The organism is Parvibaculum sp. (genome assembly GCF_040882025.1).
In the GTDB taxonomy this organism is placed as follows: Bacteria; Pseudomonadota; Alphaproteobacteria; order Parvibaculales; family Parvibaculaceae; genus Parvibaculum.
In genome coordinates this window covers 10,513-33,983 of sequence record NZ_JBBECC010000186.1, presented here as the reverse complement: position 1 = coordinate 33,983, position 23,471 = coordinate 10,513, and the positions used below count along the sequence as shown (strand labels likewise).

The following is a 23,471-nucleotide window of genomic DNA, read 5'->3' as shown; positions in this document are numbered from 1 at the left end:
GCTATGCCCCCGATAAAAATCGCGGCTGTGCGGCGGTTGTCGGTCGCTCCTCCCTTGCCGAATTGGAATAGTAAACTGTCGCCGCCAGAATCCGATCGACCTGCTCACCATCTTGCGACAAAGGCAGATATATTGCTTCGTAATTGTTGTAGCTCTTGTCGACCATGTCCTGCGTTCCGCCGGTACCGACAGCCCTGCGCTCCGATACCATCCAGGTGAAAAACTCATGCAGGAGAGTTCCGAGCCCAGGAAGCTCCGTGTTGAGCGATAGCAAGGTGCGGCCTTTGGGATTGAAACCGAAATTGGAAATCACATCCTCGCCGACGAGCCTGAAGGACAAGTCGAAGGGATCGCGATCGACCTGGACCACGAAAATCTTCGATGCGTGGCGCGCAAATTCACCGAGGTTCATGTCCGCTGGCGCGGGCATCAGACGGTCGCCTTTTTTCTCCGTCCAGTAATTCAGCATGAATTTCGTCATCGGATCTTCAAGCTCGGACAGCCGAATGAATCGCGTCGTCGTCGCACGCGCGGCCTTGATCATCTCCTCTTTGGTTGCCATGAATAGTTCCTTCCGCGGGCGGGCGTTCGCGCCTTCTCCCGTCATTCTGCATGATGTGGGTGGAGAATTAACGCGCCTTTAACGAGGCGAAGGTGCAGGCCGACCGCGAATCAGCCTATTTCCTCTTGGAAAGGCCTCTCCGCCTGCTACAACCGCGCGCGCAAGGGGCATGTCCCCGGACGACAATCGCGGCGCGAGGAAATTTTTCCCATGGTTACGCTGAGCGTTCTCGATCAATCGCCGATCCGAAAAGGCGGCACAGCAGCCGAAGCCATCGCCAACACGATCGCCCTCGCGCGCCATGCCGAGCGGCTCGGTTACAGCCGCTACTGGCTGGCGGAGCATCACAACACATCGTCCTTTGCGGGTTCGGCGCCGGAAGTGCTGATCGGCGCGGTCGCCGCCGCGACATCGCGTATCCGCGTCGGCTCGGGCGGCGTCATGCTGCCGCATTACAGCCCGCTCAAGGTAGCCGAGTGCTTCCGTGTTCTCGAAACGCTCTATCCGGGCCGTATCGATCTCGGCCTTGGACGCGCGCCCGGCGGCGACATGCGCACAACGCGCGCATTGCAGCCGGGGCCGCAGGCCTATGACGTCGGCGTCTTTCCGCAGCAGGTCGAGTTGCTGGCACAGTTCCTCGAAGACTCGCAAGGACTCGCCGGCGAGGCCGGTGGCTTTCCAACCGATCACCCTTACGTCGGCCTTCATGCAACACCGCGCGGACCCGGCATGCCCGATCTCTGGATGCTGGGTTCAGGCGGCGACGGCGCAATCATCGCCGCGCAATTCGGCATGGCCTACTGTTTTGCCCATTTCATCAATCAGGATGCCGGCACACAACCGCTGGAACTCTATCGCCGCAACTTTCGCGCTTCGCGGCATCTTTCCTCGCCGCGCGGATCACTGGCCGTTTCCGTCACCGTGGCCGAAACCGAGGAGGAGGCCAAGCGCATCTCCGCTTCGCGCAATCTCTGGGTCATGCAGCTCCTGCAGAACCGTGCCGGTCCCTTCCCCTCGATCGAGGAAGCGCTCGCCTACCCTTATACGGACCAGGACCGCGCCATGCTGCGCACGATCGAACAGCGGGGCATCACCGGCGCGCCCGAACAGGTGCGCGGGCGCTTGCTGGCAATGGGTGAAGCCCATGGCGTCGACGATTTTGTCGTTCTTACCATCACCTACGACCAGAAGGACCGGGAGCGCTCCTACGAGCTGCTGGCGGAGACCATGGTATCGAAAACCGTCTGAGCGGCGATCTATTCTTCAGTGCCCGCAGGATGATACTGGCCGCAGCGGAGGTGCACGCCTAGTATAGGCGCTCAATCGCCGAGCAACGAAGCGGTTCAGAATGAACGGCGCAGCAAACACTCCACAAGCAACGCTGGATTTCAGCAGCATGGTCTCCTCTCTCGAGGGTTGGGCGTTGTTGCACATGTTCACGTGGTCTGCTTTCGCGCAAGCGGCCGTGCTTGCCGGCATTCTCTTCGCCGCCTTTATCGTCCAGCGGCGAATTGCTCCGTCGTTCGACCGGTTCACCGAGCGGACCGTCCATAGCCCTGTTCTCAACCGCCCATTGGCGCGGCTGCGGCTTGTCGTGCCGGCGCTGGTGGCTGCGCTGGCCGTGTGGCTCGTCTATGCATTGGCACGCTCGGTCGGCCTTCCGGGTGAGATTCTCCGGATTGCAGCCAATCTGCTGACCGCATGGGTCGTTATACGGCTCGCGACAAGCCTTATCCGCCAGCCCGGCTGGGCGTCGCTCGTCGCAGCTATCGTCTGGAGCATAACGGCCCTCGCATTGCTGGACCTGCTGCAACCCCTCTATGCACTTCTCGACTCGGCCGCGTTCAGCATCGGCGCGTTCCGCATCTCGCTGCTTGGCATCATCAACAGCATCATTCTCTTCGGTATATTCATACTGGCCGCCAATTTTCTGCTGCGCCTTACCGAGGACCGCATGGCGCGGCTGGAAGGCGTTTCAGCAGCGGCGCGTGTCCTGATCGTCAAAATACTGCGCATCGCCTTCATCATTGCCGCGATAATCTTCGCGCTCACTTCCGTCGGCGTCGACCTCACGGCCATCGCCATATTCTCCGGCGCGGTCGGTGTCGGCGTCGGATTCGGCTTGCAGAAGGTCGTCTCCAACCTGCTGAGCGGGATCATGCTGCTGCTCGACCGCTCTCTCAAGCCCGGCGATGTCATTGAGGTCGGCGACGCCTATGGCTGGATCGAGCGGATGGGCGCGCGCTATATCACGGTCGCGACACGCGACGGCAAGGAATATCTGATCCCCAACGAAGACATCATTACGCAACAGGTCGTCAACTGGTCGTACAGCAACCGTGCCGTCCGCATCCGGATCGGCGTCGGCGTTTCCTACCGGTCGGATGTGCGCAAGGCGATGGACCTGATGGTCGAGGCGACATCGGCGCTGCCGCGCGTGTTGCAAGACGAGGTGCATAAACCACAGGCGCGTCTGGTCGAGTTCGGGGACTCCTCCGTCGATCTCGAGCTCCGCATCTGGGTGCTGGACCCGGAAAAGGGCGTTGTGAACGTCACCAGCGACATTCGCCTCGCCATTTGGGACGCGTTTCACGCCAATGACATCGAATTCCCGTTTCCGCAGCGCGATCTCCATATTTCCTCGGCCAAAGGTCTGGAGGACCTGGCGAAAAGGCTGGAAAAAGCCGGGGATGCCGGCAGCCTCGACCCGACCGGCTCGGGGCGTTCGGGCGACTGAGCCAACTTGACACCGAGGCAGGCGAGACGAAAGCTCGCCCTCGGCCCCCGGCGCCCTATCTGCCTTTGGAGATTGCTCCGCGCGGCACAGAAGGAGATGCATCATGGCCAACGCTCTGGTTTCGCTTCGTAAACACCTTGTTGCCGCACCGCTTCTGTCTTTCGTGAAGCGCGTTCTCCCGGCCATATCCGAAACCGAGCAGGCCGCACTCGACGCCGGGACGGTCTGGTGGGACGCCGCCCTCTTTTCCGGAAACCCCGACTGGCGGACGATCCTCGACACCGCGCCTGCCGGGCTTAGCGACGAAGAGCAACGCTTTCTGGACGATACGACCGACGAGCTCTGCACGATGCTTGACGACTGGCGTATCTCGAGCGCGTTCGAGCTGCCGGAAGACGCCTTCGACTTCATGAAGACCAAGGGCTTCTTCGGAATGATCATCCCGAAGGAACATGGCGGTCTCGGCTTTTCGGCTGCAGCGCAATCGGCCATCGTCGCGAAATTGTCGACGCGCAGCATAACTGCTGCCGTTACCGTGATGGTGCCCAACTCGCTCGGGCCCGGCGAGCTTCTGCTGATGTATGGAACGGATGCCCAGAAGAAACGCTATCTGGAGCCGCTGGCGCGCGGCGAGGAGATACCCTGTTTTGCGCTCACCAGTCCGGTTGCCGGCTCCGACGCCGCATCCATGGAAGATGAGGGCATCGTCTGCCGCCGCGAAATCGACGGTGAGCAGGTGCTCGGCATACGTCTGACATTTTCCAAGCGTTACATCACGCTCGCACCCGTTGCGACCGTGATGGGGCTCGCCTTCAAGCTGCGCGACCCGGATGGGCTGCTCGGCGGCGCGGAAGATCGCGGTATTACGGTTGCACTCATTCCCACCGACACCAAAGGTGTGACGATCGGTCGGCGCCACCTGCCGAGCATGCTCGCCTTCGCAAACGGTCCGATCGAGGGCAAGGACGTTTTCGTTCCGCTGGACGCCGTGATCGGCGGGCGTGACCGCATCGGCGACGGATGGCGCATGCTGATGGGCGCGCTGGCGGCGGGACGCGGCATTTCGCTGCCTGCCCTCTCGACGGGTGGGGCACAGTTTGCGGCGTATACGACAGGCGCCTACGCGCGTATCCGCGAGCAATTCGGCCTACCGGTCGGCAAGTTCGAGGGTGTGCAGGAAGCACTGGCGCGGATTGCGCGCATCGCCTACGAACTCGAAGCGGCGCGGCGGTTGACCTGCCAAGCGATCGATGCCGGCGAAAAGCCTGCGGTGATTTCGGCGATCATGAAGTATCACGCGACGGAGCGCATGCGCGATGCCGTCAACGACGCGATGGATGTGCACGGCGGCAAGGGAATTTGCGAGGGGCCGAAGAATTATCTCGGATCGGCGTATCGCGCCATTCCCATCGGCATCACTGTTGAGGGCGCCAATATCCTGACGCGCAGCCTGATCGTGTTCGGACAGGGCGCCATTCGCTGCCACCCCTATCTGCTGACCGAGATGGAGGCCGCACAGGACGAGGACAAGGCGCGGGGCCTTGCGGCTTTCGACAAAGCCATTTTCGGACATATCGGTCATGTATTTGCGACATTCGGCAGGGCGATGCTGCGGGCGCTGACGGCGGGCGGTTCGGCATCCACGCCGGACGCCGGACCGCTGACTGCGGATGTGAAACGATTGTCGAGGTACTCAGCGGCGCTGGCGCTGGTGAGCGAAGTCACGCTCATATCGCTCGGCGGCGCGCTGAAGCGAATGGAAAGCCTGTCGGCGCGGCTCGGCGATGTGTTGAGCGAACTCTATATCTCGTCGGCCGTCATAGCGCGCTTCGAGCACGACGGACGTCCCGAGGCCGACCTTCCGCTCGCGCGTCTGTCGCTGGACAGCTCGTTCCACCGGATCGAACAAAGCCTCGACGGATTTCTGGCGAACTTCCCGAACCGGTTCCTGGCGGCTTTCATGCGGATGACGGTCTTCCCCTATGGCGTGCGGCGGCGGCCGGCGCCGGATGCGCTTGCCCGCGAATGCGCCGAATTGTTGCTGGCGCCCTCGGCAACGCGCGACCGCCTGACCCGCGGCATCTATGAGCCGCGCGGCGACGACGAAGTTGCTCTGCTCGCACGCACCTTCCACCAGGTTCACGAGGCCGCCGGGGCGCGCGAGCGGCAGCGCAAGAGCGAGGCCCTGAGCGCGGCTGATGAACGAACGCTCGCCGAGGCCGATCGGCTGGTGCGCATCGTCATCGGGGTCGACGATTTTGACGCCGAGGAACTCTCACCACCGCAGCATGCGGAGACGCCACCGGGGGCGACGCAGCAACGCAGGGTCGTGTAGGCTTTCCAGGAGAATCGTTCTTCCGGCCTTCTCATTGGACGCCCCACGCATGACTCAGGACCAGGTTGTCATTCTCGCCATACTGGCGGGCACTATCGCGATGTTCGTGTGGGGCCGCTGGCGCCATGACATGGTGGCGATGGGGTCGCTGCTGGCCTGTGTGCTCGCCGACCTTGTACCGAGCGCGGCGGCTTTTGCCGGATTCGGACATCCGGCGGTCATCACTGTTGCCTGCGTGCTGATCCTCAGCCGTAGCTTGCAGCAGTCGGGCGCCGTTGATGCGTTCGCTCGCGTTGCCTTGCCACAATCCGCCGGCGCCCTGGTGACGATCGCGGCGCTGACGGGACTTGCCGCGGTGCTTTCGGCGTTCATGAACAATGTCGGCGCGCTGGCGCTGCTGATGCCGGTTGCCGTGCAGATCGCCGCACGTCAGGGTCTACCGCCCGGCAAGGTCCTTATGCCGCTTGCCTTCGGGTCGATCCTGGGCGGCATGACGACGCTGATTGGTACGCCGCCCAATCTGATCGTCTCAGGTTTCCGGGCCGGGACCGACGCCGGCAGCTTCGGCATGTTCGACTTCACGCCGGTCGGCATTGCGGTTGCGATTTCCGGATTGATCTTTGTCATCATCTTCAGCCGCTGGCTCGTTCCAACACGTGAGCGCGCCGGCGCGGAAGGCTTCGAAACCGGCGCTTACCTCACGGAGGCGCGCGTTCCTGCAAAAAGCAAGGCCGTCGGCATGACCTTGCGCGAGATCGACAATCTGCTGGAAAAAGCAGATGCGCAGGTCATCGGGCTTGTGCGCAACGAGGCGCGCATACCGGCTCCGAGCCCTTTCCGCGAGGTCCAAGCAGGCGATATCCTTGTTATCGAAGTGGAACCCGAGGGCCTCGTTTCCGCCTTGTCCGCGCTCGGTCTCAAGCTGGAAGAAGACGTTCGCGGCGACGAGAAGACGGAAAGCGAGGATGAAGCACCGGCCGCGACCGACGATACCCCGACAGAGGGCGACGACGCCCATGCGGACGAAAACAACGCCGCCGTCGAAGACAATCGAAAGGCAATCCAGTCAGACGAAGTTGTCTTGATGGAGCTGGCGGTACTGCCCGACTCTTCCTTTGTCGGACGATCGGCCACCGGTATTCGTCTACGCACGCGTTACGACATCAACCTGCTCGCCATTTCGCGCCAGGGTCAACGGTCGATGGCGCGACTGCGCACCATGATGGTTCAGCCCGGCGACGTGTTGCTGATGCAGGGCCGGCCGGAAACGTTGAACGAATTCGCCTCGCAATTTGGCTGCGTACCATTGGCAGAGCGAGCGTTGCGCATTCCCGACCCCCGCCAGGCCCTGACCGCCAGCGGCATCATGGCCGCGGCTGTCGGCGGTGCCGCCTTTGGACTCGTTCCTGCCGCGGTTTCCTTTGCCGGCGGTGTTCTGGCCTCGATGGTCCTGCGCGCAACATCGCCGCGAACCATCTACAATGCGGTCGACTGGCCTGTGATCGTTCTGCTGGCAGCCCTCATTCCGGTTGCCGGTGCGATGGCGACGACCGGTGCCGCCGGCCTTGTCGCGCGCGTCCTGCTGGATACGCTTGCGCAGGGTCATGCCGTCGTCGCGCTGACGCTTATCCTGATCGTCACAATGACATTGTCCGATTTCATGAACAACGCGGCGACCGCCGCGGTCATGTGTCCGATTGCGATCGGCACGGCCGACCGGCTCGGCGCCAGTGCCGACCCATTTCTGATGGCGGTCGCCGTCGGTGCTTCCTGCGCCTTCCTGACGCCGATCGGACATCAGAACAACACGCTGATCCTCGGTCCCGGCGGCTTTGCCTTCGGGGACTACTGGCGCCTTGGCTTGCCGCTTGAGCTGATTGTCGTTGCCGTCGGCGTGCCGATGTTGCTTCTGATCTGGCCGCTCTGAGACGGCAAAACGCTCAAACCTTCAACCGGTAACCGGTCTTGAAGATGTAAACCAGCGCCGCGATGCAAAGCGCGAGGAAGCCGAACGTCATGCCAAGACTGATTCCAAGGCCGACATCGCCGCTGCCGTAAAAGGCCCAGCGGAAGCCGCTGATCAGATAAACGACCGGGTTGAACAGGGTCACCGTCTGCCAGAAGGGTGGCAGCATCGTGATCGAATAGAAGCTGCCGCCGAGGAACGTCAGAGGCAGGACGATCAACATCGGTACCAGCTGCAACCGCTCGAAACTGTCAGCCCACACGCCCAGAATGAAGCCGAACAGGCTGAATGTCAGCGCCGTGAGCACAAGGAACGACAGCATCCAGAAGGGGTGCGCAATCTCATAGTCCACGAAAGCTCTCGCCGTGATCAGAATAATGACACCGAGGATAATCGACTTGGAGGCCGCCGCACCGACATACCCGATGACAATCTCGAGGCCGGAGACTGGCGCGGAGAGCACCTCGTAGATCGTGCCTGAATACTTCGGCATGTAGATGCCGAAGGAGGCGTTGGAAATGCTCTCGGTCAGCATGGTCAGCATCAGCAGGCCGGGGATGATGAAGGCGCCGTAGGGGATTCCGTCGATCTCGGTGATGCGTGAGCCGATGGCCGCGCCGAAGACGATGAAATAGAGCGATGTCGAGATGACCGGCGACACGATGCTTTGAAGGAGCGTGCGAAACGTACGCGACATTTCGAAAACGTAGATCGCGCGAATGGCATAAAGGTTCATGGTCTCGCCCTCACCAGACTCACGAAGATATCCTCAAGCGAACTCTGACTTGTCTGCAAGTCCTTGAAATCGACGCCGAGATCACCCAGGCGCTTCAGCAGCGCCGGAATACCGGTATGTTCGCTCTGCGCATCGAATGTGTAGACAAGAGAGCCGCCGTCTTCCGCGAGATCAAGGCGATAGCCGTTCAATCCGTCGGGCACGCTTTCCAGCGGCGATTGGAGTTGCAGCGTCAGCTGCTTCTTGCCGAGCTTCGCCATCAGCGCGTCCTTCTCTTCCACCAGAACGATCTCACCGTTGCTGATGACGCCGATGCGGTCGGCCATCTCCTCCGCCTCTTCGATGTAGTGGGTCGTCAGAATGATCGTGGTGCCGTTTTCGCGCAGGCGACGGACCATCTGCCACATGTCGCGCCTGAGCTCGACATCGACGCCGGCCGTTGGCTCATCGAGGAACAGGATCTCGGGTTCATGGCTGAGGGCCTTGGCGATCATCACGCGGCGCTTCATGCCGCCGGACAGCGTCATGATGCGGTTGTCCTTCTTGTCCCAGAGCGAGAGATCGCGCAGCAGTTTCTCGATATAGGCGGGATTTGGCGGTTTGCCGAACAGACCACGGCTGAAGGTTACCGTCGCCCAGACGCTCTCGAAACCATCCGTCGTCAGCTCTTGCGGCACAAGGCCGATCAGCGAACGCGCGGCACGAAATTCGCGGACAATATCGTGACCGCCCGCCAGCACCCGGCCGCCGCCCGGATTGACGATGCCGCAAACGATGCTGATGAGCGTCGTCTTGCCGGCGCCGTTCGGGCCCAGCAACGCGAAGATTTCGCCCTTGCGGATTTCCAGATCGACGTTCTTCAACGCCTGGAAGCCGCCGGCATAGATTTTCGAGAGATTGGCGATGGAAATGATGGGCTGCATGGGGCGCCGGTTCCGACTCACAAGACCTGTTTCCGGTGAGCCCTGGAAGATGGGCCCTCCGGATTTGATTTTCAACGAAGGTTTTCGCAGACGCTGTTGGGCGGGAAAACCCTATGCGGCGTAGGCTTGTTTCAGCGCCTCAATGTCGAACTTCTTCATCTGCATGAAGGCCTTGGTGACGCGCTGCGACTTCGCGGTGTCGGCATCGAGCAGCATTTCGGGCAGAACGGCCGGTACCACCTGCCAGGACAATCCGAATTTGTCCTTCAGCCAGCCGCAAACGCTCTCTTCGCCGCCTTCGGAAAGCTTCGACCAGAAATAGTCGATCTCTTCCTGCGTGTCGCAATGTATCTGGAACGAGATCGCCTCATCGAACTTGAAAATCGGACCGCCATTGATGGCGACGAATTTCCGGCCGGCGATTTCGAAATCGACCGACATGACCGAGCCGGCCTCCCGGCCGTGGATATCGTGTCCTTCCTCGCCATAGCGCGTGATGTTGCCGATTTTCGCGTCTTTGAAGACCGACATATAGAAGTTCACGGCCTCTTCGGCCTCGGAATCGTACCAGAGGCACGAGGTGATCTCTCGAGCGGGCAGTTTCATCGGATTTCTCCTTCGATACGCATGAATACAGTGAAAGCGTGGACGCTATTCCGCCGCGCAGCAGGACCCGGCGTCGCTGACGTTTTCATATTCGTCGTGAAGCTTGACCCAGCTCATGGTGCCGTTCTCGTTGCGGCCTTTCGGCACCATGTCGAGATAGGCGAAAGCGGCAACGGTGGTTTCCGAGCCACGCGCATAGGTCGAGTAGGTATGGAAGACCTCACCCGCGTCATTGCGCGCAAAGATGCTCATGCCGTGCAACTCTTCAGCGACATAGGGGGTTGTGCCGTAGTTGTAACCAACGTCGCCGCGCGCCACCTGCTCAGGTGTGAAAGAAACGCCGAAGTCGTAATTGAACGATGTTCCGTGCGACGACACCCAGTCGAAGCACCAACCCATGCGCTTCTTCACGACTTCGATCTCAGGCAGCGTGGCGCGCGAAACCGCGACGAACGACAGATCGGCCTGTTCGAAGTGTTGCCGCGCCGCATCGACATGATCGGCGCCGAGCGAGCAGCCCGGACAGATATGATCGGAGCCCGGCGTCAGCATGAAATGCTGGACGACGAGTTGGCTGCGTGGCCCGAAGAGGTCGGCGAGCCGCACCTTGCCGCGCGCGCCCTCGAACACATAGTCCTTTTCGATCTTCACCCAGGGCAGATCGCGGCGAAGCGCGGCGACCCTGTCGCGTGCATGCGTCAGGGCCCGTTCCTCGACCAGTAACGCCTTTCGCGCGTCCAACCATTTTTCGCGGGAGACGACGCGGTGTTGTGCCATTTGCATGCTTCCAGCGAGATTTGTCATGACTGCTTCCTCCAGATTGAGAGATTGCGGGTTCACAGGTGCGCGAATATTTCGCGTTTCGCGGTCGTTACGGGTGGCGGTGTGCCGGTGCAAAGCGGCTGGGCCAGAATTTCCGCAATGACGGTGCGGCCGTTTTCATTTGCCCGCGTCAGGTAGTGATCGAGATGCTGTCCGACGAGCACCGAAAGGCCAACCGCGACGGCGGCGACACCGAACAGGCCCAGCACGCCGCGAATGTGGCTCCACCACGCTGGAAGAGCGGTCATCGCCAATATGCTCGCGACACAGCACAACATGGGTCACCTGCGGGTTTGGGACCGTTTCACAGATCGACAATCGCCTTGAAGCCGCCATACATCATGCGTTTCGGATCGAACGGCATGGAGGATGGCATCTGAAGGCGCGGGTCAGCCATCACCTTGGCGTTCACCTTGTCGCGATGCGCGCGAGACTTGTAGGTGATGAAAGCGAAGATCACGGTTTCACTGGACTTGATCCCGATGCCCTTCGGAAAGGTCAGAACACCCTTGATGTTGAGGTCGTCGCCGGCACATTCCTTATAGTCGAGCGCGCCGTATTCCATCCATATCTTGCCGGCCTTGCGCGACATGCGCCTGTAGGCCTCGACATTCTTCTTCGGGATCGGCACAACAAATCCATCCACATAGGTCATTTCGTCTCTCCTTCAGTCGTCGATAGCCTGATAGGCCGATGTCAAGAAATCGGAAAAGATGCGCGGGGCGGGTTTCGCTCTCCCCTGCCTCAGGCGAAGAATTCCTCGAGCTTGTTGAGCGAACCGGTCCAGCCGTGTTCGTGGCCGGCGCGGGAGGCCTCGTCGAACAACTGCTCGTGATGCAATGTCAGGATCGTTTCATCGCCGTCGGCCTTCAGCGTCACGGTGACCTGCGACTCGCGCTCCGGTGTGGTGATCCAGGCCCAACTGAAAACAAGCTTTTCGTTCGGCACGACCTCGCGATAGACGCCGCTCACCTCGTGCCGATCGCCGGTGTTCTCGATCATCACAGCACGGAAGTGGCCGCCGACGCGCGGATCGCATTCGGCCTCTTTCGTGACCACATTCTCCGGGCCGAACCACTGCATCATTTGCGCGGCGTCCGTCCAGGCGGCGTAGACGCGGGCGGGCGACGCCCGGAGCCGCTTTTTGATGGTGAGGCTCGGTCGCGCCGCGGGAGCTGAATGATCTTGGATGTTGGCGTTGGCGGACATTCGTCTTCCTCCAGAAAAGCGGCGAGCCTGTCGAGCGCGCCGGACCAGAAGCGCTGATAGCGGATAAGCCACTGCATCGCTTCCTCCATGGGCGCCGCGTTTATTTCGCAGGTGACGGTGCGCCCTGTTTTGGTTTTCTCGATCAAACCAGCATCCGACAGCACATCGAGATGCTTCATCACAGCCGGCAAGGACATCTTGAACGGCCTGGCAAGTTCGCTCACCGACAGGGCGTCTTCTCCCTCGAGCCGCGCCAGCAACGCGCGCCGCGTCGGATCGGCCAATGCCGCGAAAGTCCGGTCGAGAACAGCTTCTTGATACTTAACCATGTAGTAAAGTATTGAAGCGCGACGTCGCTTTGTCAAGCACTTCAATGCGCGAACATTCAAAAAAAGAAACAGGGGACGTCTCCGTCCCCTGCTCTTTGTTCTCAGGCGTTATGTCGCGCGGGTCAGCTCGCCAATTTCAACGGCTGTTCCGGCGCGGGGTTCGTGAATTCCATCGCGCTGTCTTCGATGCTGCCGAACTTCAGCGACACGATGTCGAGCGCGTAGTTCTGGTAAAGTTTCCACGGCGCTTTGGTGCCCTGCTTCGGGAACTCGTTGATCGAGCGCTGCACATAACCCGAGGTGAAATCCAGCCACGGCTCTTCTTCAAGCGACGGATCGGCGACGCGCGGCGTCGCCTGACGCATCCCCGTCTTGTCCATGTGGTTGAGCAGGCGGCAGAGATAGGCAGAAGTCAGATCGGCTTTCAGCGTCCATGAGGCATTGGTGTAACCGAAGGCGGAAGCGAGGTTCGGCACGTCGCTGTACATCATGCCCTTGTAGGCAAAGGTCTTCGACAGATCCATCCGCTTGCCGTCGACCGTCACTTCGAGGCCGCTCAGAAGCTGCAGCTTGAGGCCGGTGGCGGTGACGATGACATCGGCTTCGAGCTCCTTGCCCGACTTCAGCTTGATGCCGGTTTCGGTGAAGGTGTCGATATGGTCGGTGACAACCGATGCCTCGCCTTTCTTGATCGACTCGAACAGGTCGCCGTTCGGCACCAGGCAAAGGCGCTGGTCCCACGGGTTGTATTTCGGCGTGAAATGCGTGTCGACGTCGTAGTCGGGTCCCAACTGCTCGCGCACACCTTTCAGAATGAATTCCTTGGCGCGCTCCGGCTTCTTGCGGCACATGTTGAAGAAATACATGCCGAGAAGGACATTTTTCCAGCGTGTAATGCCGTAGGCCATCATCGCCGGCAGGCGGCGGCGCAGCCAATTGGCGATGCGGTCTTCGGCTGGACGCGAGACGACATATGTCGGTGAGCGCTGCAGCATGACGACATGCGCGGCCTCCCTGGCCATCTCCGGGACCAGCGTTACAGCGGTGGCACCGCTGCCGATCACAACGACGCGCTTGCCGCTGTAGTCGAGATTTTCCGGCCAGAACTGGGGATGGACGATGTCGCCCTTGAAACGATCGGCGCCGGCGAATTCAGGCGTGTAGCCTTCGGCGTAGTTGTAGTAACCGCTGCACATGAAAAGGAAGTTGCAGCTGTACTGCACCAGTTCCTTCTCGGGTCCACGCTCGATGTCGACCGTCCATGTCGCCGTGTCGGTCGACCAGGCGGCCCGCTTCACCTGATGGTGGTAGCGGATGTGCTTGTCGATACCATGATCGCGCGCCGTTTGTTCCAGATAGTTGAGGATCGACGGCCCGTCGGCAATTGCCTTGGCCTCTTTCCAGGGGCGGAACGAATAGCCGAGCGTATACATGTCGCTGTCGGAACGGATACCTGGATAGCGGAAGAGATCCCATGTCCCGCCAAGCCGCGCGCGGCCTTCGAGAATGGCGTAGCTCCGCTTCGGGCTATAGGTTTGCAGGTGATACCCCGCGCCGATACCCGATATGCCCGCACCGACGACCAGCACGTCGAAATGTTCCATGGTCATTGACCCGCGTCCTCACAAATTTTGTTATTGCTGACAATTTATCAGTCTTCAGGGTATCAATCCAGCAGGCATTTCCGGCCAACCGGCCGCTGCGTCAGTCGGCCGTTTGGGTCCGGATCTCCCGTCTGCGGGCGGTCCGCCGCTCCAGTCCTGCCCGCAAACGGCGTTGCCGCGCGTGGGTGATCGGGTAGCGCAGTATTATGGCGATCGAAATCAGCCAGAGGACAAGCGGCACCAGGCAGTACATGGCCAACAGCGCAAAAAGCGCCTCGGGCGAGTTGTCCTTCGATTGGGCATTGAAGCCCGCCCAGGCGAGGAGCGGCAGCGCGAGGCCGACGCCCATCGCCTCGAAGGTCTTGCGGACCATGCCGAGAAAGGCAAACAGGAAGGCCGCCCGCGGTTCGCCGCTCTTGATCGTGTCGAGATCAACGACGTCGGCCATGATCGAAGGACCGAGAATGGGTGCGGCGCCCAGCGCAAGACCCTGCACCAGATTGATCGCCAGGAGGCACCAGAAGACGGCGTCGGGCGCGACCGGCTTGACGAGATAGATGACGGCAGGCACCAGCGTGAAGGCAAACATCGAGGCGAAGCCCGCAACCGCGATGGCCTTGTGCTTGCCGATCCGCCCGCCCATCCAGACCCAGAAGGGCGAGCCGACGACGCCGGCCAGAAAAAGCACAAAAATCAGGATTGTGCCCGCGGCGCCGATGCCTGCCACATGGTCGAAGAAGAAGATGACGACGCCGATATTGATCGAGCCTGCCAGCGCGCCGAGCGCAGAGCTGAACAACACGATACGAAACGGTCCGTTCTTCATCGCAACGCGCAGGCCGCGCCGGAACGGAATCATCCCGGTCAGAGGCACCTTCGGCTCCGGCACCGATGTAAACATCACGAGCGCGCAAAGCGGCAGCAAACCGGCGGTGAGCCAGCCCAGGACGCCGACAGCGCTGCGGCTCGCCGCGCCGCTCTCGCCGTCGGCCGCCTCACCGCTCATATAGGCGCCGACAATGGGCGCCGTGATGGCGACGAGCAGGCCGATCAACAGAAAGATTTCGCGGCTGCCGGAAATGCGGTTGCGTTCCTTGTAGTCGCCCGAAAGCTCCGCACCCCAGGCACCATAGGGAATGGTGATCAGCGTGTAGCCAAAATAGATCGCGGCGATCCAGATCAACAGATAGAGGTTGGTCACCTCCCCCTGCGGCACGAAAAGCATCAGTGCGGAGACGACCATCAGCGGCACACCCATCGCGACCCAGGGGCGACGGCGGCCCCAGCGCGTATGCGTCCGATCCGACAGGCGGCCGATCAGCGGATCGGTGATGACATCGGTGATCCGCGCCAGCATCAAGATGAAGCCAACCGCCGCCAGATCGAGACCGAGTGTGCTCGAATAAAAAGGCGGGATGTAGACGGCAACCGGCAGGCCGATAACGGCGAGCGGCATCACCAGCTGGCCATAGGCGATGAGCTGCCATGGCGTCAGCCGCGGTGTCTCGCCGTCCTTCGTCTCCATTCACCCCTCCCCGGGTTCTCCGTCGTCACTTAGTAAATTCATTTTACGAGTTAATGGCGCGACGCATAGGCTCAATTTGCACTTTTCCCGGTTCAGCCTGCGTTCAGGTTGAAAACGTCATTCTCGTTCTCAGCCGATGGTTCGAGAGGCCATCGGTCACGTTTCACCCAGACTTTGTCGAGTACGGGAAAACGTTGGGCGGCGTCCATTCCGTACCCCGTGGACGCCGCCTTTCTTTTTTCAGGCCGCCGCGCTCGGCCGCGCCGAGATGCGCGCATGCCAGGCACGCAGATGCGCGGCATCTTCCGGCATTTTCAGCCCCGCGAAATCCGCAAAATCGACCGTGCAGAGAGCCGTGATGTCCGCAACCGAGAAGTCGGCGCCGGCAATGAAATTGCGGTCCGCCAGTTCCCGATCAAGCCAACGGAAGGCGGCCTCGGTCTGTTCGCGGTTCGATTCGCCGAAATCGTTGAACTGTTTCACGATCTTTGCTGTGTAGGGATGGGCATGGCGCCAAAAATTCCCGATCGGGCCCATCAGCACGAACTCGACCCGGCGGAGCCACATGTCGACCTGTGCGCGCTCGAGGGCGGTGCGTCCGAAGAGCGGCTTTTCCGGGTGCGTCTCCTCCAGGTAGCGGCAGATGGAGACGCTCTCTGAAATGGTCGTGCCGTCGTCGAGTTCAAGTACCGGCGTCTGGCCGAGCGAATTCTTTTGCCGGTATTCGTCGGACTTGTGTTCGCGCTTGATCAGCGACACCTCCTCAAGCGGGAGGTCGATGCCTTTTTCGGCAGCGAAAATACGCACGCGGCGCGGATTGGGCGCCGGCATGGCCGAATTGAAGAGCTTCATCGGATTCCCTTCCGTTCTGTTTTCCCGTTTTCGAATTCAGGTAATGAGGCCGATCACCGCGCCGGTCATCGAGGTCGCCAGCGTGCCGGAGATGAGCGCGCGCGGCGCCAGCTCGACAATCTCCGAACGGCGCGAAGGGACGATGGCGGCAAGACCACCGATCATGATGCCGACGCTGGCCGGATTGGCGAAGCCGCACAGCGCATAAACCATGATGAGGCGCGAACGGTCGCTCAAGCCTGCGCCCGCCTCGCCCGCCAGCGCAATGTAGGCGAGCAGTTCGTTGAGGATCGTCTTTATCCCCATGATCTGGCCAGCAGCAGCCGCTTCCGATGCCGGCACGCCCATCAGCCAGACCAGTGGCGCGAAGACCCAGCCGAAAATGCGCTGCAAGCTCAGCGGCGTGCCCAATATGTCGGGCAGCAACGCGAGCAGAATATTGACGAGAGCCACCAGCGCCACCATCACGATCAGCATGGCGATGATGTTGAGCAACAGGTTCAGGCCATCGAAGGTGCCGCGCGTCAAGGCATCCATGCTGTTTTCGTATTCGACGGCGGGCACGTCGTCGCCGACGCCGGTCGGGATCCTGCCATGCTCTTCCGGCACCATCAGGCGCGCGATCAGCAGCGCGGCGGGCAGCGAGATCAGGGAGGCCGTGATGATCTGTCCGAGCGAGCCCGACACGACGGAAGCGATGATGCTCGCATAAAGAAAGAGCACGGTACCTGCGACGGTAGCGAGGCCGACCGTCATCACCGCGAAGAGTTCGGAGCGCGAGAGTTTTTCGAGATAGGGTTTAACGAGGAGCGGCGCCTCGACCATGCCGACAAAAATGTTGGCGGCCGACGACAGGCCGACCGCTCCGCCGATGCCCATGGTTTTGCGCAAGAGAAAGGCGAAGCCGCGCGTGACAGCCGGAAGGATGCGCCAGTACCAGAGAAGCGCGGATAGAGCCGACATGAACAGCACCAATGGCAGCGCCTGAAAGGCCAGCACGAAACTGTTCTGCGGATGGGCGATTTCGTAAGGCGCATCGCCGCCACCGACATAGCCAAAGACGAAGCCTGTGCCAGTGCCCGTTGCCGCCATCAAGGCCTCGACGACGCTGTTGAGGCCCAGCATGGCGTCGCGCGCCAGGGGCAGTTTCAGCAGCGCCAGAGCAAGCACGAGTTGCAGCGCAATGGCGACGGCGGCGTCCTTCAGGATGGAGCTGCGTGCGGCGCGACGGTTCTCGCTCAGGATCCAGGCGAGGCCGACTATCGCGGCGAGCCCAAGGGCGCTCTGCAGGGATAAAAAAGGGCATGAAACGGTCTCTAGGGCGGGGATCCGGCGGGTGCGGCCATCATAGGGGCGACGGGTCCGCACGCAACGGGCCGGGTCGTCTTTCGGCGACACTTCGCTCCCTTGACCCCTGCCCCCCTCTCATGCACAAAGTCCTCCCAGTTTCCGCAAGGACGGCCCATTTCCCCCTCCGAAAGAGCGGCGCGGGCGGCTGCGGCCCCTTCCCTTCCGGCCCCATTCGACGGCCGGCAGTTCAACTGGAGAATTACCGATGAGCATTCGATTTGACGGCAAGGTTGCCATTGTCACCGGCGCAGGCGGCGGACTCGGCCGCTCCCATGCGCTGGAGCTTGCGCGCCGCGGCGCCAAAGTGGTGGTCAACGACCTCGGCGGCGACCGGACCGGCGCCGGCGGCTCGTCCGATGCGGCCAACAAGGTGGTCGAGGAAATCAAGGCGCTGGGCGGCGAGGCAATCGCCAATGGTTCGTCGGTGACGGACGATCAGGGCGTCCAGAACATGGTCAAGCAGACCATGGACAAGTTCGGCCGCATCGACATCCTGATCAACAATGCCGGCATCCTGCGCGACAAGTCGTTCTCGAAGATGACGATGGAAGACTTCCAGCTTGTCGTCGACGTGCATCTGATGGGCACCGTCAAGCCGACCAAAGCCGTCTGGGAGATCATGAAAGAGCAGAACTACGGCCGCATCATGGTCACCGCGTCCTCGACAGGCCTCTACGGCAATTTCGGCCAGACCAATTACGGCGCGGCGAAGCTCGCGGTCGTCGGATTCATCAATACGCTGAAGCTCGAAGGTCAGAAGAACAACATTCACTGCAACGCGCTGGCGCCCGTCGCCTATACGCGCATGACGTCGGACCTGATGCCGCCGGAAGCCGAACAGATGCTGACACCGGACAGCGTGTCGCCGGGCGTCATGTTCCTCGTCTCGGAAGACGCGCCGACGGGTATGATCCTTTGCGCGGGCGCCGGCGTCTTTGCCGCGGCACGCATGGAAGAAGCCGAAGGCATCTTCCTCGGCCGGGAAGGCCTCACGGCGGAAAAGGTCGCCGAGAACTGGGCGAAGATTTCCGACTTCTCGAATGCCACGCCCTATTTCATGGGCGGCGAGCAGACCGGCAAATTCTTCAAGCTGGCGACCGGCGGCAAGTAAGCCTCTCCGCCGGAGGGGAAAACAAAAAGGGGAACCTTCCGGGTTCCCCTTTTTCTTTGGCGCCGCCTATAGTGCTGCGATGCTGACCCGCGCCCTTTTCGCTTTCGCGACGCTTCTCATTTCGACCTGCGGCATCTTTTCCGGCCCAGCGGCCGCGCAAGCATGCGAGATCGACCGGCCGGTGATGTTCGGCGGGCTCGACTGGGACTCCAACGCCTTTCACACCGAACTCGCGCGCATCATCCTCGAACGCGGCTATGGCTGCGAAACGGACGTGTTGCCGGGCTCGACGCTTCCGCTCGTCACCGGGCTCGGACAGGGCGACATCGACGTACTGATGGAAGTCTGGCGCGATAATGTCACCGAGCCGTGGAACGAGGCGCTGGAAGCGGGGACCGTGGTTTCGCTCGGCACGAATTTTCCGGATGCCGTGCAAGGCTGGTATGTGCCGCGCTACGTGATCGAGGGGGACGCCACGCGCGGCATTGAGCCGATGGCGCCCGATCTCCGCTCCGTGGCCGACCTCAAGCGGCACGCGCCACTCTTTCGCGACCCGGAGCAGCCGGGCAAGGGGCGGTTCTACAATTGCATTCTCGGCTGGAGCTGCGAGGAGCAGAGTACGCGCAAGCTCAAGGGATACAGGCTCGACCGTTTCTATACGAACTTCCGGCCCGGAACCGGCGCGGCGCTCGCCGCTGCTATCGCTTCCGCCTATGAGCGCGGCGAGCCTGTCGTCGCCTATTACTGGGGACCGACATGGGTTCTGGGCGCGTTCGACCTTGTGATGCTCAGGGAACCGCCCTACTCGGAAGAAGCATGGAACGCCTTTAACGCCGACCCCGAGCGCCACCCGCCCGTCGCCTTCCCGACCGTCGAGGTCATCGTCGGCGCGAATGCAAACTTCGTGGAGAGGGCGCCGGAAATCGCCGCCTTCCTGCGGGCTTACGAAACCACCGGGCAGATGGTGAGCGAAGCGCTCGCCTATATGCAGGCGCACAAGGAGGCATCGGCGCGTGACGCCGCGCTTCATTTCATCGAGACCCGATCCGATGTCTGGCGGCAATGGGTGACGCCCGAGATCGCGGAGCGGGTGACCGGCGAACGGGAGGCAGAAGCCCGAAGCTTTCCGGTGGTGCTCGAATTTCCCGTCGAGGCATGGGTCAATCGCGCGATGAAGAATTTTGTCGCGGACTACGGCAACGCCTTCCACGCAGCCAGCAGCTGGCTCCTCACCGTCATCGTGGCGCTGGAGGCAGGCCTCGGCGCCCTGCCCTGGTGGCTAATCATCCTCGCGGTGGCCGGTGCCGCCTGGCACGCTTCGCGGCGGATCGTGCTGCCCGTCGCATTGGCGGCCCTCTTGTTCCTGATCGGTGCTCTCGGCCTCTGGGAGCTTGCGATCCAGACGCTGGCGCTGATGCTCGTGTCGGTGTTTTTCGCTGTGCTGATCGGACTGCCTTCGGGCATCGCGATTGCTGCCAGCGATCTTGCGCGACGAATCGTGCTGCCGGTGCTTGACGCGATGCAGACGCTGCCGAGCTTCGTCTATCTCATTCCGGCGCTGATGCTGTTCGGGCTCGGCAAGGTGCCGGCTCTCTTCGCGACCGTCATCTACGCGACGCCGCCGCTGATCCGGCTGGTCGATCTGGGCTTGCGGAGCGTGGACCGGCAACTGGTGGAGATGGCGGCCGATCTGGGCGCCGACAAGTGGCGGCAGCTCGTCGACATCAAACTGCCGCTGGCGCTGCCGAACATCATGGCAGGCGTCAACCAGACGACGATGATGGCGCTCTCCATGGTCGTCATCGCCTCGATGATCGGCGCACGGGGACTCGGCGAGGAAGTACTGCTCGGCATCCAGCGGCTCGATATCGGGCGCGGGCTGGCAGCGGGGATCGCGATCGTTGCGCTTGCCATCGTGTTCGACCGGATCACGCAGGCTTATGGCCGCGTGAACCGCAAAGATGCAGCGATGCCGCGCTAGAGCGCTTTCTCCATGCGCCAGACCAGGATCGGTTCCCGGCCGGCGACGGTGCCGATATCGGCGTCGACCACCGCGGCGATGGACCAGCCGTGCTTTTCGTAGAAAGCCCGTGCGCGATCGTTGCCGACGCGGCATTGGAGCCAGATACGGACATGGCCATCCGCACGCAGCACATCCTCCGCCGCCTTGAGCAATGGCGCCGCAACGCCGCGGCCGTGCCATGCGGGCAGGACGAAGACCTGTCCGATGCCATCCCCTTCCCAGCCCGCGAAGCCGACGATCTCATCGCCGACAAGCGCGGCGATGCAGCGTTCGAGCGTGCTGCCCATGCGCTGTTCGAAAAACGGGAAAGGCCGCCCCACCGCTATCTCCGGATCGAGATGCGCGTGGCCCGCGTGCCAGGCGTCGTGCCAAACGCGCGCGAGCGCCGGAATGTCTCCGGCGCCCGCCCGTCTGATCGTTATGTCGTTGGCGGTGCTCAAAGGCCGAGCACGGCTTTTGCCATGATGTTGCGCTGAACCTCGTTCGACCCCGCATAGATCGATGCCTTGCGCAGCGAGAAATAATAAGGCGCCGTCGTCATCGCGTAGTCGGGGCCGATATTGGGTTCGTTGGTCTCGACCATGCCGTCCTCGACGAAGGGCATGGTGTAGAAGCCGACCGCCTCGACCGCGAGCTCCGAGATCGCCTGCTGCAACTCCGTGCCTCGGCACTTCAGCAGCGAGGATTCCGGACCGACATTGCCGCCGGTCGATAGCGCCGAGAAGATGCGCAGTTCAGTGAATTCCAGCGCGGTGATTTGTGCTTCAATTTCGGCAATCTTCGCGCGGAAACCCGGATCCTCGGCCAGCGTCCTGCCGCCCGCTTCCGTGTCGGCGGCGATCTTCCTGACCTTGCCGATGGCGCGGGTGAGGCCGGCCGAATAGGGATTGCCGCGCTCGAATTCGAGCAGATACTTGGCGTAGGTCCAGCCCTTGTTTTCCTCACCGACGCGGTTTTCGATCGGCACCTTCACATCGGTGAAGAAGACCTGATTGACTTCCTGATGCGGCGCCGGCGTGCCGTCGAGCAGCACCAGCGGCTCGACCTTGACGCCCGGCGTCTTCATGTCGATGAGGAGGAACGAGATGCCTTCCTGCGGCTTGCCTTCCTTCGAGGTGCGCACAAGGCAGAAAATCCAGTCGGCCCATTGCGCGACAGAAGTCCAGATTTTCGAACCGTTGACCAGATAGTGGTCGCCCTTGTTCTCGGCCTTGGTCTGCAGCGAGGCGAGATCCGAGCCCGCGCCCGGTTCCGAATAGCCCTGGCACCAGAGGACGTTGGTTTCGAGGATATCGGGCAGAAAACGCTTCTTCTGTTCGGGCGTACCGAACTTCATGATGACGGGCGCCACCATGGTCGGCCCGAAGGGAACCGTGTGCGGCACGCCGGCGCGGCCCATCTCGACGTCGAAGATGTATTTCTGCGAATGGGTGAAGCCCGGGCCGCCATATTCGACCGGCCAGTTGGGCGCCAGCCAGCCCTTCTTTGCCAGTGCCTTCTGCCACTGCACATGGCTTTCCTTGTCGATATAGCCATGCTTGGAGCGCGCATGTTTCGCGCGCATTACGGGTGTGTAGCTCTCTTCGATGAACTGACGGACTTCCTTGCGGAACGCTTCGTCTTCCTTGCTGAACGACAGATCCATGATGTTTCCCGCTTACACCTTGTCGAGGAAGAGCAGCGTCGGCGCGCCACCCATCACCGCGCCCAGCGACGGGCCGGCGGCGCGGAAATATTCCGTCTTGCCATGCGCGTCGAGGTCGGCCTGGGAGGCGTATTGCTCCATCACGACATAGGTCGAGGCTTCGGATTTCGACTTGAAGAAATCATATTGCAGGCAGCCCTTCTCGTTGGACTTCACCTTGTCGCGCAGGGCGCCGAAAACCTTTTCGAATTCGGCTTCCTTGCCCGGCTGCACTTTCAGGGTCGCCACGACGCCGATGACACTCATGTTCCGCTCCCGTTTCAGATTGTCTGCCTTGTTGTTGCCGGGACTTTAGGGGTAAAGCCCGGCTGCATCAATCGTCACCCGGCCGTCCCCTGTTCGGCTAGCGAGCCGTTCCTGTTCAAAATCGAACCTTTCACTCGCCCGTGTAGTTCGGCGCCCGCTTGTCGAAAAAGGCATCCAGCGCCTCGCGATGGTCCTTGGTGTGGTGGGCGAGTGCCTGCATCGAGGCCGAGAGCTCCATCACGGTGTCGAAGGAGGTCAGCATGCCCTGCCGCAGCAATTGCTTGGTCATGCGCAGCACGTCGGGCGGCTGGTTGCAGATTTTCGCGGCGACTTCCCTGGACCTGTCCATCAAGGAAGCGGCTGGAACCACTTCGGATACGAGGCCCCAATCCTTCGCCGTTGCTGCGTCGATGGTGTCGCCGGTGTAGAGAAGCTCCGAGGCGCGGGCCATACCGATAATGCGCGGCAGGAGCCAGGCGCCGCCGTCACCGGGGATCAGGCCGATCTTCAGGAAGGTCGCGCCGAAAATGGCGCTGTCAGCAGCGATCCGCGTGTCGGCGAGGCAGGCGACATCGTTGCCCAGCCCGATGGCCGGGCCGTTGACGGCAGCGATCACCGGCACCTCGATATTCCATACCGATTTGACGATGCGGTGGATGCCGTTCCGGTACCGTTCGCGGATATGGACCCCCGGACCGCCGAAACCGTCGCCGCCTTCGCGCATGGCTTTGACATTGCCGCCGGCCGAGAAGGCCTTGCCGGCACCGGTCAGGATCACGCAGCGCACGCCCCTGTCGGCATTGATGCGGGCGGCGGCGGCGGTGAAGTTA

General features: G+C 61.8%; 23 protein-coding genes and 1 pseudogene. 7 read left to right on the top strand and 17 right to left on the bottom strand.

The genetic code is table 11. The features are described from left to right. Position 1: 1 nt before the first annotated feature. Positions 2-562 carry a PAS domain-containing protein gene (locus WEB61_RS13885; protein WP_368064931.1) on the bottom strand — a complete coding sequence of 187 codons (561 nt, stop codon included), beginning with the start codon at positions 560-562 and terminating at the stop codon, positions 2-4. A gap of 210 nt (positions 563-772) precedes the next feature. Between WEB61_RS13885 and WEB61_RS13880 the strand changes: the two genes are divergently transcribed. The 4 genes from WEB61_RS13880 to WEB61_RS13865 all read left to right on the top strand — a co-directional run bounded on the left by WEB61_RS13880 (position 773) and on the right by WEB61_RS13865 (position 7,561). Next, a complete protein-coding gene (locus WEB61_RS13880) occupies positions 773-1,810 on the top strand; it encodes an LLM class flavin-dependent oxidoreductase (protein ID WP_368064930.1) in 1,038 nt (345 codons plus the stop codon). A 100-nt stretch (positions 1,811-1,910) separates the two neighbouring features. Then, positions 1,911-3,299 (top strand): mechanosensitive ion channel family protein, encoded by a 1,389-nt coding sequence (locus tag WEB61_RS13875; protein ID WP_368064929.1) that lies wholly within the window; start codon positions 1,911-1,913, stop codon positions 3,297-3,299. A 103-nt stretch (positions 3,300-3,402) separates the two neighbouring features. Beyond that, positions 3,403-5,634, top strand: coding sequence for an acyl-CoA dehydrogenase (locus WEB61_RS13870; protein WP_368064928.1), 2,232 nt, complete (start codon positions 3,403-3,405; stop codon positions 5,632-5,634). A 49-nt stretch (positions 5,635-5,683) separates the two neighbouring features. Next, positions 5,684-7,561 (top strand): SLC13 family permease, encoded by a 1,878-nt coding sequence (locus WEB61_RS13865; protein ID WP_368064927.1) that lies wholly within the window; start codon positions 5,684-5,686, stop codon positions 7,559-7,561. A gap of 13 nt (positions 7,562-7,574) precedes the next feature. On the opposite strand, the gene WEB61_RS13860 is transcribed toward WEB61_RS13865, so the two are convergent. The 12 genes from WEB61_RS13860 to WEB61_RS13805 all read right to left on the bottom strand — a co-directional run bounded on the left by WEB61_RS13860 (position 7,575) and on the right by WEB61_RS13805 (position 17,535). Next, entirely contained in the window at positions 7,575-8,336 is a 762-nt protein-coding gene (locus WEB61_RS13860; RefSeq protein WP_368064926.1) for an ABC transporter permease, read from the bottom strand. Next, positions 8,333-9,259 carry an ABC transporter ATP-binding protein gene (locus tag WEB61_RS13855; RefSeq protein WP_368064925.1) on the bottom strand — a complete coding sequence of 309 codons (927 nt, stop codon included), beginning with the start codon at positions 9,257-9,259 and terminating at the stop codon, positions 8,333-8,335. Before WEB61_RS13855 ends, WEB61_RS13860 begins: the two co-directional genes overlap by 4 nt. A 111-nt stretch (positions 9,260-9,370) precedes the next feature. Continuing rightward, the gene (locus WEB61_RS13850) at positions 9,371-9,865 is read right to left on the bottom strand and encodes a VOC family protein (protein WP_368064924.1); all 495 of its coding nucleotides are present in this window, start codon (positions 9,863-9,865) and stop codon (positions 9,371-9,373) included. Positions 9,866-9,910: 45 nt separating this feature from the next. After that, positions 9,911-10,669: a DUF899 domain-containing protein gene (locus tag WEB61_RS13845; RefSeq protein WP_368064923.1), complete on the bottom strand. Its 759-nt coding sequence runs from the start codon at positions 10,667-10,669 to the stop codon at positions 9,911-9,913. 32 nt (positions 10,670-10,701) lie between these two features. Then, complete coding sequence (locus WEB61_RS13840) at positions 10,702-10,935, bottom strand: hypothetical protein (protein WP_368064922.1); 234 nt, start codon at positions 10,933-10,935, stop codon at positions 10,702-10,704. Positions 10,936-10,991: 56 nt separating this feature from the next. Beyond that, positions 10,992-11,342 carry a DUF1428 domain-containing protein gene (locus WEB61_RS13835; protein WP_368064921.1) on the bottom strand — a complete coding sequence of 117 codons (351 nt, stop codon included), beginning with the start codon at positions 11,340-11,342 and terminating at the stop codon, positions 10,992-10,994. An 89-nt stretch (positions 11,343-11,431) separates the two neighbouring features. Next, entirely contained in the window at positions 11,432-11,773 is a 342-nt protein-coding gene (locus WEB61_RS13830; protein ID WP_368064920.1) for an SRPBCC domain-containing protein, read from the bottom strand. Next, positions 11,770-12,156, bottom strand: a complete 387-nt coding sequence (locus WEB61_RS13825) for an ArsR/SmtB family transcription factor (protein ID WP_368064919.1) — start codon at positions 12,154-12,156, stop codon at positions 11,770-11,772. Before WEB61_RS13825 ends, WEB61_RS13830 begins: the two co-directional genes overlap by 4 nt. 191 nt (positions 12,157-12,347) lie before the next feature. Then, the gene (locus WEB61_RS13820) at positions 12,348-13,835 is read right to left on the bottom strand and encodes a flavin-containing monooxygenase (protein ID WP_368064918.1); all 1,488 of its coding nucleotides are present in this window, start codon (positions 13,833-13,835) and stop codon (positions 12,348-12,350) included. 94 nt (positions 13,836-13,929) lie between these two features. Then, positions 13,930-15,354 carry an MFS transporter gene (locus WEB61_RS13815; protein WP_368064917.1) on the bottom strand — a complete coding sequence of 475 codons (1,425 nt, stop codon included), beginning with the start codon at positions 15,352-15,354 and terminating at the stop codon, positions 13,930-13,932. Positions 15,355-15,594: 240 nt separating this feature from the next. Beyond that, positions 15,595-16,206, bottom strand: coding sequence for a glutathione S-transferase family protein (locus tag WEB61_RS13810; RefSeq protein ID WP_368064916.1), 612 nt, complete (start codon positions 16,204-16,206; stop codon positions 15,595-15,597). Between the two features lie 36 nt (positions 16,207-16,242). Continuing rightward, positions 16,243-17,535, bottom strand: coding sequence for a NupC/NupG family nucleoside CNT transporter (locus WEB61_RS13805; RefSeq protein WP_368064956.1), 1,293 nt, complete (start codon positions 17,533-17,535; stop codon positions 16,243-16,245). Between the two features lie 226 nt (positions 17,536-17,761). Between WEB61_RS13805 and WEB61_RS13800 the strand changes: the two genes are divergently transcribed. The 3 genes and pseudogenes from WEB61_RS13800 (at position 17,762) to WEB61_RS13790 (ending at position 20,648) form a co-directional block, all read left to right on the top strand. Then, positions 17,762-18,667: an SDR family oxidoreductase gene (locus WEB61_RS13800; RefSeq protein WP_368064915.1), complete on the top strand. Its 906-nt coding sequence runs from the start codon at positions 17,762-17,764 to the stop codon at positions 18,665-18,667. Then, positions 18,597-19,694: pseudogene (locus WEB61_RS13795) on the top strand (ABC transporter substrate-binding protein); the annotation flags it as partial. The gene WEB61_RS13800 and the pseudogene WEB61_RS13795, both read left to right, overlap by 71 nt. A gap of 144 nt (positions 19,695-19,838) precedes the next feature. Continuing rightward, complete coding sequence (locus WEB61_RS13790; RefSeq protein WP_368064955.1) at positions 19,839-20,648, top strand: ABC transporter permease; 810 nt, start codon at positions 19,839-19,841, stop codon at positions 20,646-20,648. On the opposite strand, the gene WEB61_RS13785 is transcribed toward WEB61_RS13790, so the two are convergent. From WEB61_RS13785 to WEB61_RS13770, 4 genes are all read right to left on the bottom strand, one after another. After that, positions 20,645-21,130, bottom strand: coding sequence for an N-acetyltransferase family protein (locus WEB61_RS13785; RefSeq protein ID WP_368064914.1), 486 nt, complete (start codon positions 21,128-21,130; stop codon positions 20,645-20,647). The two genes, WEB61_RS13790 and WEB61_RS13785, sit on opposite strands and share 4 nt — an antisense overlap. Beyond that, complete coding sequence (locus tag WEB61_RS13780) at positions 21,127-22,335, bottom strand: acyl-CoA dehydrogenase family protein (RefSeq protein WP_368064913.1); 1,209 nt, start codon at positions 22,333-22,335, stop codon at positions 21,127-21,129. The genes WEB61_RS13785 and WEB61_RS13780 overlap by 4 nt, the downstream gene beginning before the upstream one ends. A 12-nt stretch (positions 22,336-22,347) precedes the next feature. Next, entirely contained in the window at positions 22,348-22,641 is a 294-nt protein-coding gene (locus tag WEB61_RS13775; RefSeq protein ID WP_368064912.1) for a putative quinol monooxygenase, read from the bottom strand. A gap of 130 nt (positions 22,642-22,771) precedes the next feature. Further along, a partial coding sequence (locus WEB61_RS13770; RefSeq protein WP_368064911.1) for a crotonase/enoyl-CoA hydratase family protein occupies positions 22,772-23,471 on the bottom strand: 700 nt, incomplete at its 5' end.

What these genes read in the sequence shown, in the direction of transcription:
- WEB61_RS13840 (WP_368064922.1), bottom strand. Translation starts at nt 10,935, where the DNA reads ATGACCGCTCTTCCAGCGTGGTGGAGCCACATTCGCGGCGTGCTGGGC.
- WEB61_RS13810 (WP_368064916.1), bottom strand. Translation starts at nt 16,206, where the DNA reads ATGAAGCTCTTCAATTCGGCCATGCCGGCGCCCAATCCGCGCCGCGTG.
- WEB61_RS13820 (WP_368064918.1), bottom strand. Translation starts at nt 13,835, where the DNA reads ATGACCATGGAACATTTCGACGTGCTGGTCGTCGGTGCGGGCATATCG.
- WEB61_RS13815 (WP_368064917.1), bottom strand. Translation starts at nt 15,354, where the DNA reads ATGGAGACGAAGGACGGCGAGACACCGCGGCTGACGCCATGGCAGCTC.
- WEB61_RS13830 (WP_368064920.1), bottom strand. Translation starts at nt 11,773, where the DNA reads ATGATGCAGTGGTTCGGCCCGGAGAATGTGGTCACGAAAGAGGCCGAA.
- WEB61_RS13845 (WP_368064923.1), bottom strand. Translation starts at nt 10,669, where the DNA reads ATGACAAATCTCGCTGGAAGCATGCAAATGGCACAACACCGCGTCGTC.
- WEB61_RS13790 (WP_368064955.1), top strand. Translation starts at nt 19,839, where the DNA reads ATGAAGAATTTTGTCGCGGACTACGGCAACGCCTTCCACGCAGCCAGC.
- WEB61_RS13850 (WP_368064924.1), bottom strand. Translation starts at nt 9,865, where the DNA reads ATGAAACTGCCCGCTCGAGAGATCACCTCGTGCCTCTGGTACGATTCC.
- WEB61_RS13870 (WP_368064928.1), top strand. Translation starts at nt 3,403, where the DNA reads ATGGCCAACGCTCTGGTTTCGCTTCGTAAACACCTTGTTGCCGCACCG.
- WEB61_RS13800 (WP_368064915.1), top strand. Translation starts at nt 17,762, where the DNA reads ATGAGCATTCGATTTGACGGCAAGGTTGCCATTGTCACCGGCGCAGGC.
- WEB61_RS13875 (WP_368064929.1), top strand. Translation starts at nt 1,911, where the DNA reads ATGAACGGCGCAGCAAACACTCCACAAGCAACGCTGGATTTCAGCAGC.
- WEB61_RS13855 (WP_368064925.1), bottom strand. Translation starts at nt 9,259, where the DNA reads ATGCAGCCCATCATTTCCATCGCCAATCTCTCGAAAATCTATGCCGGC.
- WEB61_RS13835 (WP_368064921.1), bottom strand. Translation starts at nt 11,342, where the DNA reads ATGACCTATGTGGATGGATTTGTTGTGCCGATCCCGAAGAAGAATGTC.
- WEB61_RS13780 (WP_368064913.1), bottom strand. Translation starts at nt 22,335, where the DNA reads ATGGATCTGTCGTTCAGCAAGGAAGACGAAGCGTTCCGCAAGGAAGTC.
- WEB61_RS13860 (WP_368064926.1), bottom strand. Translation starts at nt 8,336, where the DNA reads ATGAACCTTTATGCCATTCGCGCGATCTACGTTTTCGAAATGTCGCGT.
- WEB61_RS13775 (WP_368064912.1), bottom strand. Translation starts at nt 22,641, where the DNA reads ATGAGTGTCATCGGCGTCGTGGCGACCCTGAAAGTGCAGCCGGGCAAG.
- WEB61_RS13885 (WP_368064931.1), bottom strand. Translation starts at nt 562, where the DNA reads ATGGCAACCAAAGAGGAGATGATCAAGGCCGCGCGTGCGACGACGACG.
- WEB61_RS13865 (WP_368064927.1), top strand. Translation starts at nt 5,684, where the DNA reads ATGACTCAGGACCAGGTTGTCATTCTCGCCATACTGGCGGGCACTATC.
- WEB61_RS13880 (WP_368064930.1), top strand. Translation starts at nt 773, where the DNA reads ATGGTTACGCTGAGCGTTCTCGATCAATCGCCGATCCGAAAAGGCGGC.